The 14,551-nt window shown below is 71.9% G+C and carries 10 protein-coding genes; 8 read left to right on the top strand and 2 right to left on the bottom strand.

The annotated features are described in order from the left end of the window. Nucleotides 1-26: 26 nt before the first annotated feature. Nucleotides 27-1,574 (bottom strand): type VII secretion protein EccB, encoded by a 1,548-nt coding sequence (gene eccB / locus SH922_RS29870; RefSeq protein ID WP_393061265.1) that lies wholly within the window; start codon nt 1,572-1,574, stop codon nt 27-29. Between the two features lie 257 nt (nt 1,575-1,831). On the opposite strand from eccB, the gene eccE reads away from it, so the two are divergent. The 8 genes from eccE to SH922_RS29830 all read left to right on the top strand — a co-directional run bounded on the left by eccE (nt 1,832) and on the right by SH922_RS29830 (nt 13,340). Beyond that, on the top strand, nt 1,832-3,148 hold the full coding sequence (eccE, locus tag SH922_RS29865) for a type VII secretion protein EccE (protein WP_393061263.1): 1,317 nt from the start codon (nt 1,832-1,834) through the stop codon (nt 3,146-3,148). Beyond that, complete coding sequence (locus SH922_RS29860) at nt 3,148-3,870, top strand: hypothetical protein (protein WP_393061261.1); 723 nt, start codon at nt 3,148-3,150, stop codon at nt 3,868-3,870. Before eccE ends, SH922_RS29860 begins: the two co-directional genes overlap by 1 nt. A 309-nt stretch (nt 3,871-4,179) precedes the next feature. Further along, nucleotides 4,180-7,086, top strand: a complete 2,907-nt coding sequence (locus tag SH922_RS29855) for an SCO5717 family growth-regulating ATPase (protein WP_393061259.1) — start codon at nt 4,180-4,182, stop codon at nt 7,084-7,086. A gap of 197 nt (nt 7,087-7,283) precedes the next feature. After that, nucleotides 7,284-9,155, top strand: coding sequence for an ABC transporter substrate-binding protein (locus tag SH922_RS29850; protein ID WP_393061257.1), 1,872 nt, complete (start codon nt 7,284-7,286; stop codon nt 9,153-9,155). Between the two features lie 117 nt (nt 9,156-9,272). After that, nucleotides 9,273-10,355, top strand: coding sequence for an ABC transporter permease (locus tag SH922_RS29845; RefSeq protein ID WP_393061255.1), 1,083 nt, complete (start codon nt 9,273-9,275; stop codon nt 10,353-10,355). Beyond that, nucleotides 10,352-11,320, top strand: a complete 969-nt coding sequence (locus tag SH922_RS29840; RefSeq protein WP_393061253.1) for an ABC transporter permease — start codon at nt 10,352-10,354, stop codon at nt 11,318-11,320. Before SH922_RS29845 ends, SH922_RS29840 begins: the two co-directional genes overlap by 4 nt. Further along, nucleotides 11,317-12,339, top strand: coding sequence for an ABC transporter ATP-binding protein (locus tag SH922_RS29835; protein ID WP_393061251.1), 1,023 nt, complete (start codon nt 11,317-11,319; stop codon nt 12,337-12,339). The genes SH922_RS29840 and SH922_RS29835 overlap by 4 nt, the downstream gene beginning before the upstream one ends. Next, the gene (locus SH922_RS29830) at nt 12,336-13,340 is read left to right on the top strand and encodes an ABC transporter ATP-binding protein (RefSeq protein WP_393061249.1); all 1,005 of its coding nucleotides are present in this window, start codon (nt 12,336-12,338) and stop codon (nt 13,338-13,340) included. The genes SH922_RS29835 and SH922_RS29830 overlap by 4 nt, the downstream gene beginning before the upstream one ends. A 74-nt stretch (nt 13,341-13,414) precedes the next feature. On the opposite strand, the gene SH922_RS29825 is transcribed toward SH922_RS29830, so the two are convergent. After that, entirely contained in the window at nt 13,415-14,524 is a 1,110-nt protein-coding gene (locus SH922_RS29825; protein ID WP_393061247.1) for an XdhC family protein, read from the bottom strand. Nucleotides 14,525-14,551 lie beyond the last annotated feature (27 nt).

Raw genomic sequence — 14,551 nt, 5'->3', positions numbered from 1 at the left:
GTGTTCCGCTGCCCCGCCCGGGTGTGTCACGACCCCTGGGGCCGACGGGCGCTGTCGGTGTCGAGCCGGGGGCCTTTGGCGAGGAACGCCGACCAGGCGATCGGGACGAGGGCGGGCGTCACCGTCTCGTATCCGAGCCTGATCTGTGCCTCGCTGGGTTCCGGCTGCCGGCCAGGGGCGTCCTTCGCGCCGCCGTTGCCGATTCCGGACCGTTCGGCATCGCTGTCGCCGTTCGCCTGGACCGCGTACCGCAGTCCGGTGTCCGTCACCAGGAAGAGTGAACCGTCCGGGCTGCTCTGCCCTTCCCTCACCTGGGTGTACAGCAGCCCGCTGCCCGGGGTCACGTACGTGCTCGTGCCGCCGGCGCCGACGGGGACGGGGTACGCGGCGCCGGCCCAGGTACTCAGCGTCGTCCGGCCCGTGCCGTCCGTCCCGCGCAGCACGTTGCAGACGGTGTCGCGGCCGGCGGCTCCCTCATCGGTGGCGTTGACGCGGACGACTCTGTGCGCGGGCCAGTGCGCGGCCTGGCCGGCGAAGGGCTCGGGGCCGGGGACGAAGTCCTGGAGACCGGCGGGGCGCGCCTCGCCCACCAGGTCGAGGGGTGCGGTCTGCGGGGAGTTGATCAGCAGCCAGGCGGTGAACTCGGAGACTGGTCGGACCTCCCCGTCGAGGACGACGTAGTAGGCGGTGCCCTCTCCGTTCCTGGTGCGCAGCACCGTGCCGACGCGGTTCTTCTGCGCGGACAGGTGTCCCTCGATGTGCGCCGGGGCGCCGACGTCGCCGGGGATCCGCGGGAAGGCGACCGGGCTGCCGTCGTGCAGCGTGGCCAGCCAGTCGTCGGTGACGGGCTGCGGCTGCGCGCTGCCGACCAGAGCGCCGGTCAGATGGCCGAGGTCGGCGGCGGTCTCGTCGATGCGGTACTTGGTGCCGCGGGCGTCCACGAGGTAGCGGGTCCGGTCCTGTCCCCTGACATAGAGCACCTGGCCGCCGCTGAGCCGGCCGCCGTTCTCGGTCAGGTCGTTGTCGCGTCCGGCGAGGACGAAGGCGGCCTTCTGCACGGTGTTCCCGCTGCCGGGCTGTACGCAGACGGCCCAGCGCTTGGCGGTGCCCGCGTCCTTCGCCTCGGGCAGCCGGTCGGGGGCGTACGCGATGCCGAGGACGGGCCCGCGCGGGAGCTTTCCCGCGTCGAGGATGTCGTCGGCGACCTGAACGACGCCGTAGTTCTGCGGGGTCAGCAGCAGCCGGGCCGAGGCGAGGTTCAGCACGGGGTGCAGCAGTGTCCTGCGGTTCCCGCCCTTGCCGGTGGTGAGCACCACGTAGCGGGTGGTCGACGTCTTGCCGACGATCACCTTGGTACCGGGGCTGTCCCAGTCCTCGGGGGCGGCCGGCCTGAACATGCCGTACGCGCCGAACCCCGCGAGGAGCAGGGCGCCGGCGACGAGGCCCGGCAGGACGGCGCGCAGGGGGCGCGGGGCACCCTCGTCGCAGCCGGTGGGCGAGGGCTGGAGGAATGCCGCGACCATGCGCCGCTTCGCGAAGGTGTACGCGTTGAGGTCGTCGCGCCGCGATGCCATGAGTCCGTCCGTCTCCCGTGTCCGACCGCGCGGCACCGGGAGCGACCGCGGCCGGCGTCCCGTACCGGACCCCCCGATGCCGGACCGGCTTCCTACTATGCCTGTCGATTCAGGGGTGTTGCAGGCCAGGTACGTCTGTCGGTCCACGGGTCGTGGGGCCGGGTAGGGTGATTCACCCCGCCGGAGACCTCGGCGGGACGGGCATGGCACGGGTCGGGGCGCGAGACACCGGACCCGGATGAACGGGGGGTGCCGCGATGACGGCTTCCGCGACGCGGACGGCTCCGGCCCGGGGCACACGGCCTCCGGAATCCCCCCGGGGAGCGCCGGACACCTCGGTGCACGGCAGCGGTCCGGGCATCGTGCGGTGGGGCGGACGGGCCGGATCGTTCGGGCCGTTCCGGCTGCACCAACTCGTCCTGTGCGAGATCGCGGGGGCGCTGCTGCTCTGCGCCGGGGTCGTGGATCCGCTGCTGCTGGCCCCGGCCTCGGTTGCGGCCGCACTGCTGGTGATGCTCGCCGTCGTGCGCCGGCACCGCCGCTCCCTTCCGGCACTGCTGCACGCGGTCCTCGCGCTGCGGGCCCGTAACCGCAGGTCCGCGTCGACGGGACCGGCTGCCGGAACCGAACCGGGCATCGCGCCCGTGGTCGAGTGCGAACCGGCGCTGCGTACACACTCGTTCGGGGGACGCGACCGGCGACCGGTCGGCATGATCGGCGACGGTACGTACCTGACGGCCGTGCTCAGGATCGACGCGGACGGCACGGCGCTGCGCCCGGACCGGTCCGCGCGGCCGCTTCCCCTGGCGCTCGTGCGGGACGCACTGGACGTCGACGGCATCCGGCTGGAGTCGGCGCAGATCGTGCAGCACACCCAGCCGGCGCCCGCGCCGCATCTGCCGGAGCAGTCGGTCGCGGCCCGCAGCTACGCGCCCCTGCAGGCGGGTACGGGTTCCCCCGCGGTCCGGATCACCTGGATCGCCCTGAAGCTGGCACCTGAGCTCTGCCCGGAGGCCGTACGGGCGCGGGGCGGCGGCTTCACCGGTGCGCAGAAGTGCCTGGTGCGCGCGGCCGACCAGCTGGCCGGCAGGCTGACCGGTGGAGGGCTGCATGCGACGGTGCTCACGGAACAGGAACTCGGGGCGGCGATCGCCACCTCCGTCTGCGCGAGCCCGTCGGCCACGGCACGGGCGGGCCTGGACGGGGCGCCCGCCCGCCGCACCCGGGAGACCTCCCGCACCTGGCAGTGCGACGACAGGCTCCACACCACGTACTGGGTGCGCCGCTGGCCGGAGCTCGGCGGGGGTGGCGCCCCGATGCCGCAGCTAGTCGCGCTGCTCACCTCGGTCCCGGTCCTGGCCACGACGTTCGCTCTCACGCTGGGGCACGGCGACCGGCAGGAGATCACCCTCACCGGGCACATCCGCGTCACCGGTCGCGACGAGCGAGAACTCCGGACGGGGCGACACGAGTTGGAACGCACGGCCCGCGGAGTGAAGACCTCACTGGTGCGACTCGACCACGTGCAGCTGCCCGGCGTGCTCGCCACCCTGCCACTCGGAGGTGCCCGCTGATGTCCGTACCCGTCCGGGGCCGTGGGCGACTGGGGTTCGGGCTGACGGGCCCGCGCCGTCCCCGGCACACGGTCCGTCCCGAGCAACTGGCTTCGCTGGCCCTGCCGGTCGGCGACGACGGCGTGGTGATCGGCGTGGACGGCGAGGGACGCCCCGCCGTGCTCGGCATCAACCGGCCCACTCCGTACGACGTCACGCTGATCGGTGGGCTCTGGACAGCACAGGTGCTCGCGCTGCGGGCGGCGGCGACCGGGTCCCGGATCGTGGTCGAGACGGGGCGGGCCCCTGCCTGGAAAGGACTGGTGCGGGCGGCGGGCGGTGACGGCTGCGGCATCGCGCTGCACGAGGTGGGACGGGTGCCGCCGCAAGGCCCCTCGGCCGGATCGCCGGTCGTCGTGGTGCGGGACTGCGGCATGAAGCCACCGCGCGGGCGGGTGGCGGCCGGTCCTTGGCAGTCGGTGGTGACGCTGCTGCCGTATCTGAGCCCGGTGGCGTCCGGGTTGATGGAGAAGTCGTCCCTGGTCGGCATTCAACGGGTGTCTCCCGGCGAAGCGGAACAGATCGGCCATCTCATGCGCCTGGGGCCCGGTGAGACCCGGGCTCTGTCCACTCTGACCGACGGAGTCACCCTCTGGTGCACCCGTCAGGACCGCCGGTTCGTGATGATCCATCCGACCGATGCGGAATCGGGACTGCTGGGCAGCGCCCGCAGAATGGACTGACGACCCACCACCACGTGTGCGAATTGTTCAGATCTACCTGCGTAGATGCGCATGTTTGACCGCTTTATGCCTCACTCCCGACCGCACTCAGTCCACTTGGGGGCAGTACGTGACGTAGGGGACAGCAGTCGCGGTGCCGTACGGCCTGCCGTGGTGAGCCCGATGACGATTAGGGTGGGTCCGGGCGCGGCAGAAGAACCAGCGGGCAGGCAAGGCGCGTCCCAGGGGGAGAGCCGGGCGGTTCGCACTGCGGGAACGGTCGCCCCCACCCCCACGGCACAAGGGTGCTCGACCACACCAGGAGGCAAAGTGAACGGCGATCGGGACGAGATGCGCGGGGGCTGGAACACGCCCGTCGACGAGTCGTCCGACGCGGAACCCGCCGAGATGACGGGTGAGTTCACCATCGACTACACCCCGCCCGCCTGGTACACGCAGAATGCGCCGGGCGACTCGTCGGGCGGCGCCGGCACGCACCTGGCGCCGCCCCCGCCGCCCAGCGGCTCCCCGGTGTCCGTGCCCGGGCTGCCGCCCGGGGGCGGTTTCGAACCCGACTGGGCTCCGGCGCCACCGGCACCGGCCCACGGTGCCGCCGTCGGTCACCCGGCGCCGGGTGCGGACGACGCGAGCGATGCGCCGGACCCCTTCGGGGGCGGCGATCTGGAGAGCGGCGCGACCATGCGGTTCTCGTCCGCCGCGCTGAAGCGGGAGATCGCCGAGCGCGAGGCTGCTGCGGCGGCCCCTGCCGAGGCGGAGGCCGGCGGCCCTGCGGCCGGTGCCGGACCCGCCGGTGTCGACCCCGTGGCCGGCGGAGAACCCGCGGACGGCGGAGCCGATGCTGCCGCGGAGGCCACGCAGCATGATTCCGGGGAATCCGGGGAGGCCGATTCCGGGGAGGCCGGGGCAGACCCGGACTCCTCCGCATCCGAACCCTCCTCGGCACCGACCGACGCGCCTCAGGCACCCGTCGACACCGTTACCCCCTCCGCCGAGGAGGAGGAGCCGCACGAGCCCGGCGCGGACGCCCCCTTCGACACCCCGCCGGTGGACGGTGCCGCGAGCCACGACGCCTCCGGCGACGACCCGCAGGCCAACGAGCCCGCCGACGCCGCGCCCACGGACTCGACACCGTCGGACACCGCACCCCCAGCCGCCCTCACCGGCGCGGCCCCCCTCGGCGTACCGTCGGGCAGCGCCCCGCAGGACGTGGCACCGGCGCCCTGGACACCCGCGCCGGCATCGGGCGGACTGCCGCCGCTGCCGCCCTCCTTCCAGCCCGCGGCGCCGCAGCCCGCCGCACCTCAGCCGGCGTCCCACTGGCCTCCGCAGGCCCCGGCCGACGCAGGACCGGGCGGCTACGGATTCCCGCAGGCTCCGGCGGCCCCGCAGGCCCCCCAAGCCCCGCAGGCTCCGCAGGCCCCCGCCTTCCCCCAGCAGGCCGCCTCGGCGCCGCAGGGCGGGTACGGCTTCCCGCAGCAACCGCACCCTCAGCAGGCCCTGCCCGGTGCCCCGCTTCCGGCGCAGCTCCCGCAGCCCCCGGCACCGCAAGCGCCTCAGGCGCCTCTAGCACCCCAGGCACACCAGTGGCCCCCGCAGCAGCAGGGCGCGGCACTACCCCCTCAGGCCCCTCAGGCTCCGCAGGGCGGTTACGGCTTCCCCCAGGGTGCCCAGCCGCCGGCTCAGCCCACCCCTAATCTGCCCGCGCAGATTCCCCCGCAGCAGCCGCAGCAACTCCAGCAGCACCCACAGCAGCAGCACCCGCAGCAGCACCCGCAGCAACTCCCGCCGCAGGAAATGCCGCAGGGTCTGCCCGCCGATCCGCGGACCGGCAGCGCATGGCCCACGCCGGTCACCCACGACCAGCGCGAGCGTTCGGTGCCGGGTGCCCCGCTCGGCTACACGGCCGCCGTTGAGCTCTCCTCCGACCGGCTCGTCCGGGGCAAGCAGAAGGCGAAGAGCAGTCGGGGCCCGTCCGGCGCTTCCCGCTTCAAGCTGGGCGGCAAGAAGGAGGAGATCGAGCGGCAGCGCAAGCTCGATCTGATCCGCACCCCGGTGCTCTCCTGCTACCGGATCGCGGTGATCAGCCTCAAGGGCGGCGTGGGCAAGACCACGACGACCACCGCTCTCGGCGCGACCCTGGCCACCGAACGGCAGGACAAGATCCTCGCCATCGACGCCAACCCCGACGCCGGCACGCTGGGTCGCCGGGTCCGCCGCGAGACCGGGGCGACCATCCGCGACCTGGTCCACGCGATCCCGCACCTCAACTCGTACATGGACATCCGGCGGTTCACCTCGCAGGCGCCCTCCGGCCTGGAGATCATCGCCAACGACGTGGACCCGGCGGTCTCGACCACGTTCAACGACGAGGACTACCGGCGCGCGATCGAGGTACTGGGCAAGCAGTACCCGATCATCCTCACGGACTCGGGTACCGGTCTGCTCTACAGCGCGATGCGCGGTGTGCTGGACCTCGCCGACCAGCTGATCATCATCTCGACCCCGTCGGTCGACGGCGCGTCAAGCGCCTCCACCACGCTGGACTGGCTGTCGGCACACGGATACGCGGAGCTGGTCCAGCGGTCCCTCACCGTCATCTCCGGGGTCCGCGAGACCGGCAAGATGATCAAGGTCGACGACATCGTCCAGCACTTCGAGACGCGCTGCCGCGGCGTGGTCGTCGTACCGTTCGACGAGCACCTGTCGGCCGGTGCCGAGGTCGACCTCGACATGATGCGTCCGAAGACCCGGGACGCGTACTTCCACCTCTCGGCCCTCGTCGCCGAGGACTTCGCGCGCGCCCAGCAGCAGCAGGGGCTGTGGACGGCGAACGGCAGCAACCCGCCGCCGCAGTACGCCCCTCCGATGCCCGGTCAGCAAATGCCGGGCCAACCGGCACCCGGACAGCAGCCGTACGCACCCCAGCAGCCGTACCCGCAGCAGCCCGGACAGCCGTACCCGCAACAGCCCTACGGCGGCCAGCCGCAGCAGCCCTACCCCTCGCAGCCGGCCCCCGGCGCCGGGCAGAACTGGCAGCAGTCGCTGCCCTCCCAGGCACAGCCGACGACCGGTCAGGCGGGTCCGCCGCCGCAGCCGCAGTACGGCGGACAGCCAGGTCAACCGGGGCAGCCCGCCCACCCCGAACTCCAGGGTCCCGTCCCGCCCGCGGGGTGGCAGCAGCAGCCTCCGCAGCCTCCGCCAGCGCCTCAGCAGTAAGGCGTCAGAGGTCTGAACCAATGAGGGTCCACATCGTTCTCGCGATGTGGACCCTCATTGCATTCCCGCAGACCACACGCCGTTTCGGTGACCGTTGACGCGGCTCGACCACCGCTGATAAACCTTCGCTTCACCAGCTGGCGAACCACAGATCAACCCGCCTTCTCCGTGCGAGTCATGACGCGAGGTCCCTGACCATGGTCGAAAGAGTTCCACCGTCCTCAGCCCAGCCACGCTCACGTCGGCGTGTCCTCCTGGCCTCCGGCGCCGCCGCCCTTGCTCTCGCAGCCGGGTCGATCGTGCCGGGCGTACCCCTCGGGGCCGCGCCCCAGCAGGCGCAGGCCGCCGACAGCGGCAACAAGACGCTGACCGTCGCGGTCGCGCAGAGCGTCGACTCCCTGAGCCCGTTCCTCGCCCAGAAGCTGCTGAGCACGAGCGTCTCCCGGCTCATGTACGACTTCCTGACGAACTACGACCCCAAGGACAACCACGCCGTCCCGGGTCTCGCCACCAAGTGGGAGCCGTCGGCCGACAAGCTGACGTGGACTTACACCATTCGGTCGAATTCCAAGTGGTCGGACGGTCAGCAGGCCACCGCCGAGGACGCGGCCTGGACGTTCAACAAGATCATGACCGACGAGGGCGCCGCCCAGGCGAACGGCAGCTTCGTCACCAACTTCAAGAAGGTGACGGCCCCCAGCCCGACGAAGCTGGTGATCGAGCTCAAGGAACCGCAGGCCACGATGGCCGCGCTCGATGTCCCGATCGTCCCCAAGCACGTCTGGGAGAAGGTCAAGGACTTCTCGAAGTTCAACAACGACACGGACTTCCCGATCGTGGGCAACGGCCCCTTCGTACTGAGCGACTACAAGGTCGACCAGTACGTGAAGCTCAAGGCCAACAAGGACTTCTGGCGCGGCACGCCCAAGTTCGACGAGCTGGTCTTCAAGACGTACAAGGACCAGGACGCCGCGGTCGCCGCACTCCGCAAGGGCGAGGTCTCCTTCGTCGCCGGATCGCCCGCGCTGACGCCCGCCCAGGCCGCGTCGCTCAAGGGTGACGCGAACATCAAGGTCAACGAGGGTCCGGGCCGCCGCTTCTTCGCGCTGGCCACCAACCCGGGCGCGCAGACCAAGGACGGCACGAAGTTCGGCAACGGCAACAAGGCGCTGCTCGACCAGAAGGTCCGCCAGGCGCTGTTCCTGTCGATCGACCGCAAGACGATCATCGACAAGGTCTTCCAGGGGCACGCCGTCGAGGGCCAGGGATACATCCCGCCGCGCTTCTCGGCGTACAACTGGCAGCCGTCGGCGAGCCAGAGCCTCGCCTACGACCCCGCCAAGGCCGGAAAGCTCCTGGACCAGGCGGGCTACGAGCTCAAGGGCGGCAAGCGCGTCGGCAAGGACGGCAAGGCGCTCGACCTGCGCATCCTGTGCCACGCGACGGACCCGAACGACAAGGCGATCGGCAAGTACCTCAAGGAGTGGTGGGGCAAGATCGGCGTCGGCCTCAAGGTCGACTGCCTCGACGACGTCTCCGTGCCCTGGTACGCCGGTGAGTACGACCTCGCCTTCGACGGCTGGTCCGTCAACCCGGACCCGGACTTCGTCCTCGGCATCCACACCTGCGCCGCTCTGCCGGCCAAGGCCAAGGCGAGCGCGGCCACGGACAACTTCATCTGCGACAAGACGTACGACGGGCTGTACAAGAAGCAGCTCGCCGAGTACGACCCCGCCAAGCGGGCGGACCTCGTCGGGCAGATGCAGTCGTGGCTGTACGACTCCGGGTACATGAGCGTCATCGCGTACCCGAACGCGGTCGAGGCCTACCGCACCGACCAGATCAAGTCGATCACGACCATGCCCGAGGCGGCCGGCAACATCTACGGCCAGGACGGCTACTGGAGCTGGTGGTCGGCCGTTCCGGCCGCCAGCGGTGACAGTGACAGCGACTCCGGTTCGAGTTCCACGGGGATCGTCATCGGCATCGTCGTCGCCGTGGTGGTCCTCGCCGGTGGCGGGTTCCTCCTCTCCCGGCGCCGCCGCACCACCGCGGACGAGCGCGAGTAGTTCCGCCGACCGCGGGTAGTTCCCGCGGACGGGATGAGAGCGATCGGCGGCGGGGCCCGGGCAGCCGGGCCCCGTCGGCCGATCCCTCTAAGTGCAGCACGAGTAACGAGAGTTCCCATGACAGCTGACAGCACTCCGGCGCTCGTGAAACAGGCGGATGCGGACACGGACGGCCCGGCTCCGGCCGGGACACCGGCCGCCCGCGGCCCACGGGCGCGCAACACCAAGGCCTATCTGAAGTACGTGGCCGCCAAGATCGTCGGCGCGGCCGTCTCGCTGTTCGCCGTACTGGTCACCAGCTTCTTCCTCTTCCGGCTCATCCCCAGCGACCCGGTGAAGCAGATGACCGGCGGGCGTCGCGTCTCCGCCGAGCAGCTCGAGTCCCTGCGTCATCAGTTCGGCCTCGACCAGCCGATGTGGCAGCAGTTCACCAGTTACGTGGGTGACGCGCTCACCGGTGACTTCGGCACCTCGTTCCAGTACCACGCCCCGGTCATGGACAAGATCACCGAGGCCCTTCCGGCGACGCTGCTGCTCACCGGAACGGCGTACGTCCTCTACAGCGCGCTGGGAATCTGGCTCGGCACCCGTACCGCCTGGCGCAACGGTTCCAAGAGCGACCGCTTCAACACCGCGCTCGCGCTCACGCTCTACTCCGTGCCGTCGTTCTGGCTCGGTCTGCTCCTGATCATCGTCTTCTCGGTGGGCGTCGGCCCGATCCCGGGCATGTTCCCGACGGGCGGCCTGGAGTCGGGCAACGAGTCGGGCTTCGCATACGTGCTCGACGTCGCGCACCACATGGTGCTCCCCGTGATCACCCTGGTCGCGGTCGGCTACGCGCAGACGCTCCTCGTGATGCGCTCCTCACTCCTCGACGAGATGGGCAGCGACTACCTGACGACGGCACGTGCGAAAGGGCTGCGCGACGACGCGGTCCGCCGCCGGCACGCCGTCCCCAACGCGATGCTCCCGACCTTCACCCTGATGTTCGTCAACCTGGGCCACGTGGTCGCCGGACAGATCCTGGTCGAGACCGTGTTCTCCTGGCCGGGTCTCGGCGGCCTCTTCTACCAAGGGCTGAGCGTCCCCGACCTTCCGCTCGTCCAGGGGCTGTTCTTCGTCTTCGCCACCGCGGTGATCCTGGCGAACACCCTGGCCGATCTGCTGTATCCGCTGCTCGATCCCCGGGTGGGCCGATGACGACCGAATCCATGCCCGCGTCCACGCCGGGGGCCGAGGCCCCCGCACCCGAGGAATCCGGGCCCGAGGCGGCCAAGAGCCCGGGCGCACTGGCACGGGCCCGCAAGCGGCGTTCCCTGGCCCGGTTCTGGCGGCAGTACCGCAGCCACCGGGGCGGCCTGTGGGGCCTGGCCGGACTCGTCCTGATCGCGCTCATCGCCGTGTGCGCGCCCGTGCTGACCGGCCCCGACGCACAGAGCGTCACCGAGGCTCCGGGCGGCGCACTGGAGTCGCCGAGCGCGGAATTCCCGCTCGGCACCGACCAGTTCGGACGCAGCGTCCTCGCCCTGCTGGTCTGGGGGGCGCGCGTCTCACTCACCGTGGGGCTGCTGGCCGCGTTCCTGTGCGTGGCCATCGGCACGGTCGTCGGGATCGTCGCGGGGCACTTCCGCGGCTGGTACTCGACGGTGCTGATGCGGGTCACCGACTGGTTCCTGGTGATGCCGACCCTCGTCCTGGCGATCGCGCTCGCCACCGTGATGGACCGCTCCCTGTGGACGGTCATCATCGCGATCGGCGTCACGACCTGGCCGACGACGGCCCGGCTGGTGCGGGCGCAGACCCTCGCCGTGGAGTCCCGCCCGTACATCGAGCGGGCCCGCGCGCTGGGCGGCGGGCACGGGCACATCATGCTCCGGCACGTCCTGCCGAACGTGATGCCGCTGGTGCTCGCCCAGACCACGCTGGTGATCTCCAGCGCGATCCTGACGGAGGCCACCCTGGCCTTCCTCGGCCTCGGCGACCCGACCATCACCTCCTGGGGCGGCATGCTCCAGGACGCGCGCGAAGCCGGTGCGGTGAGCGCGGGCGACTGGTGGTACCTGGCGCCGCCCGGCATCGCCATCGCCCTGGTGGCCCTGGCGTTCACACTGTGCGGCCGCGCCATCGAGTCCGTCCTCAATCCCAAGCTGGGGGTGGCCCGTTGAGCACGACGAGCATCCGCAAGACGCCTCTTCTCGAAGTACGCGATCTCACGGTGACGTACGCCGGCGGCGCCCAGGCGGTCCGCGGGGTGAATCTGGAGGTCGACGCGGGCAGGAAGCTCGGCATCGCCGGGGAGTCGGGGTGCGGGAAGTCCACGCTGGCGCTCGCGCTGCTGCGGCTGCTGCCCGCGGGCACGAAGGTCACCGGGGAGATCCTGCTGAACGGCGAGGACGTCCTCGCGATGAAGTGGGGCCAGGTCAGGGCCGTGCGCTGGGCGGGCGCCTCGATCGTCTTCCAGGGCGCGATGCACTCGCTGAACGCGGTGCACCGCATCGGGGACCAGATCGCCGAGCCGATCGTGCTGCACAAGAAGACGACGCAGGCCGCGGCGCGGAAGCGGGCCGGTGAGCTGCTGGAGCAGGTGGGCCTGCCCGCCGCCCGGGCGGACGCCTATCCGCACGAGCTCTCCGGCGGGCAGCGGCAGCGCGTGATGATCGCGATGGCGCTCGCCTGCGACCCTGGCCTGATCATCGCGGACGAGCCGACGACGGCGCTCGATGTGATGATCCAGGCCCAGATCCTGAGGCTGATCGAGCAGTTGGTCTCCGAGCAGGACCTCGGGCTGATCATGATCAGCCATGACCTCGCGGTGCTCTCGGACACCTGCGACCGGCTCGCGGTGATGTACGCGGGACGGGTCGTGGAGCAGGGTCCGGCGTCCGAGGTCTACGAGCGGGCGCACCACCCGTACAGCAAGGCGCTGTCGGGCGCCTTCCCGCGGATCGGGGACCCCGCCTCGCGGTTCGCGCCGCGGGGGCTGCCGGGCGATCCGCCCGACCCGTCGGCGCTGCCGGCCGGCTGCACGTTCCATCCGCGCTGCCCGGTGGCCCTGGACTCCTGCACCACGCAGGACCAGGTGCTGCGGGTGGCGGGGCCCGGGCGGCAGGCCGCCTGCGTGCTGGTGGGGCCGGAAGGGGCCGCGGCCCCGCAGGGCGCCGAGGAAGCAAGGAGCACATCATGACCACCACCACGGACCTGCTCAGTGCGCGCGAGCTCCAGGTCACGTTCCCCGGCAGGCACGGCGCCGACCCGGCCCGCGCCGTGGACGGGGTCGACCTGGACATCCGCCCCGGCGAGATCGTCGCACTGGTCGGCGAGTCGGGGTGCGGCAAGACGACCCTGGCCCGCTCGCTGCTGGGCCTGGTCCGGCCGACGGGCGGACAGGTCACCTTCGGCGGCAAGCCGCTCGACTACGGGAGCCGTGCGCTGAAGGCGTACCGCAAGCGGGTGCAGCTGGTGCTGCAGGACCCCAGCGGTTCGCTGAACCCGCGGCACACCGTCTACGACGCGGTGGCCGAGGGTCTGCGGATCCACCGGTACGGCGGCGACGAGCGGGAGGCGGTGACGAACGCCCTCTCCCGGGCGGGGCTGCGGCCTCCGGAGCGTTTCTTCCTGCGCTATCCGCACGAGCTGTCGGGCGGTCAGCGCCAGCGCGTGGTGATCGCGGGCGCGCTGGTCCTGGAACCGGAGCTCATCGTGGCGGACGAGCCGGTGGCCTCGCTGGATGCCTCGGTGCGCGGCGAGATCCTGGCGCTGCTGCTGCGACTGAGGGACGAACTGGGCCTGTCCGCGCTGGTGGTCACGCACGATCTCGGTCTGGCGTGGAACATCGCGGACCGGGTGGCGGTGATGTATCTCGGCCGGATCGTGGAGACGGGTGACGTCGAGCAGATCCTCACGGCCCCGCAGCACCCGTACACCCAGGCGTTGTTGTCGGTGCTCCCGGAGGCCGAGGGCGAACCGGTGGTGCTGACCGGTGAGCCGCCGGACCCGTCAAAGGTGCCGTCCGGCTGCCGCTTCCATCTGCGCTGCCAGGTCCTGGCCTCGGGCGAGGCGGAGCGGGCCGGTGTCGCCGACGCCTGCCGTACGAAGGATCTGCCGGTGCTCGCGGGCGGCGGCGAGACCCAGGTGGCGTGCCACTGGGCCGGCGCGACGGCGATGGCCCGGGCCGCGCAGGCCTGAGGCGTTTCCCGCCGTGGCGCGGGAGCAGAACGGCGATGCGGTGGCGGGCGGTTCCGTGTTCCGGGGACCGCCCGCTACTGCTGTCCGTGGTGGTGGATCGCGCCGGACAGTTCACCGAGCGGCCGCCCGGTGCCGCCCCACCGGTGCTGGATGATCTCCGCGGCGATCGAGACAGCCGTCTCCTCGGGTGTCCGGGCTCCGATGTCGAGGCCGACCGGTGACGCGAGCCGGGTCAGGTCGGCCTCGCTCACGCCCTCGTCCCGGAGCCGTGCCAGCCGGTCGAGGTGGGTGCGCCGGCTGCCCATCACCCCGATGAAGGCCGCCGGGGTGCGCAGCGCGGCGACCAGCAGGGGGACGTCGAACTTGGGGTCGTGCGTGAGCACGCAGAGCACGGTGCGCTCGTCGACGTCCGTGTCCGAGAGATAGGTGTGCGGCCAGGCGCGGACGACTTCGTCGGCGGTGGGGAAGCGCTCGCGGGTCGCGAAGGCCGGGCGGGCGTCGCACACGGTGACCCGGTAGCCGAGGAAGGACCCGATCCGGGCGGTCGCCGCCGCGTGGTCGATGGCGCCGAAGACGATCATGCGGGGCGGTGGCGCGTACGTCTGGATGAAGACGGACACGTCCTGCATCCGGCGTTCGCCGTGGGTCCCGTACCACTGCCGGCCCGTCGCTCCCTGGGCGAGGAGGCCCCGGGCGTCGTCGGTCACGGCGACGTCGAGTCCCTCGTTGCCCAGGGAGCCCTCCGCGCCGTCCGCCCGGACCACCCGCCGCGCGCCCGCACCGGCGGCATCCGGCAGGAGGGTGGCGAGGGCGACCGGTTCGCCGCGTGCGACGGTTGCGCCGACGTCCCGGAGCCAGGTCCGGTCGGCTGCCGCGGTGAAGGGGGTGACGAGGACATCGATGGTGCCGCCGCAGGTCAGGCCCACGCCGAACGCCTCGTCGTCGCTGATCCCGTACGACTGCAACTGCGGGGTTCCGGTGGCGAGCACCTCACCGGCCACCTCGTACACCGCCCCTTCGACGCAGCCCCCGGAGACGCTGCCCGCCACCGTGCCGTCGGCGGTCACGGCCATCATGGCGCCGGGCGCCCGGGGAGCGCTGCCGCGCACGGAGACGACGGTCGCCAGCGCGAAGGGCGTACCGGCGTCGTGCCAGGTACGCAGTTCCGACAGCAGTTCACGCACGGTTCGGACCTCCTCCGGCCCGGCACA

This window comes from Streptomyces sp. LN549, from assembly GCF_043203805.1.
Classification (GTDB): Bacteria; Actinomycetota; Actinomycetes; order Streptomycetales; family Streptomycetaceae; genus Streptomyces.
This window is presented reverse-complemented; position numbering and strand designations above follow the sequence as displayed.

What these genes read in the sequence shown, in the direction of transcription:
- eccB (WP_393061265.1), bottom strand. Translation starts at nt 1,574, where the DNA reads ATGGCATCGCGGCGCGACGACCTCAACGCGTACACCTTCGCGAAGCGG.
- eccE (WP_393061263.1), top strand. Translation starts at nt 1,832, where the DNA reads ATGACGGCTTCCGCGACGCGGACGGCTCCGGCCCGGGGCACACGGCCT.
- SH922_RS29860 (WP_393061261.1), top strand. Translation starts at nt 3,148, where the DNA reads ATGTCCGTACCCGTCCGGGGCCGTGGGCGACTGGGGTTCGGGCTGACG.
- SH922_RS29850 (WP_393061257.1), top strand. Translation starts at nt 7,284, where the DNA reads ATGGTCGAAAGAGTTCCACCGTCCTCAGCCCAGCCACGCTCACGTCGG.
- SH922_RS29845 (WP_393061255.1), top strand. Translation starts at nt 9,273, where the DNA reads ATGACAGCTGACAGCACTCCGGCGCTCGTGAAACAGGCGGATGCGGAC.
- SH922_RS29840 (WP_393061253.1), top strand. Translation starts at nt 10,352, where the DNA reads ATGACGACCGAATCCATGCCCGCGTCCACGCCGGGGGCCGAGGCCCCC.
- SH922_RS29830 (WP_393061249.1), top strand. Translation starts at nt 12,336, where the DNA reads ATGACCACCACCACGGACCTGCTCAGTGCGCGCGAGCTCCAGGTCACG.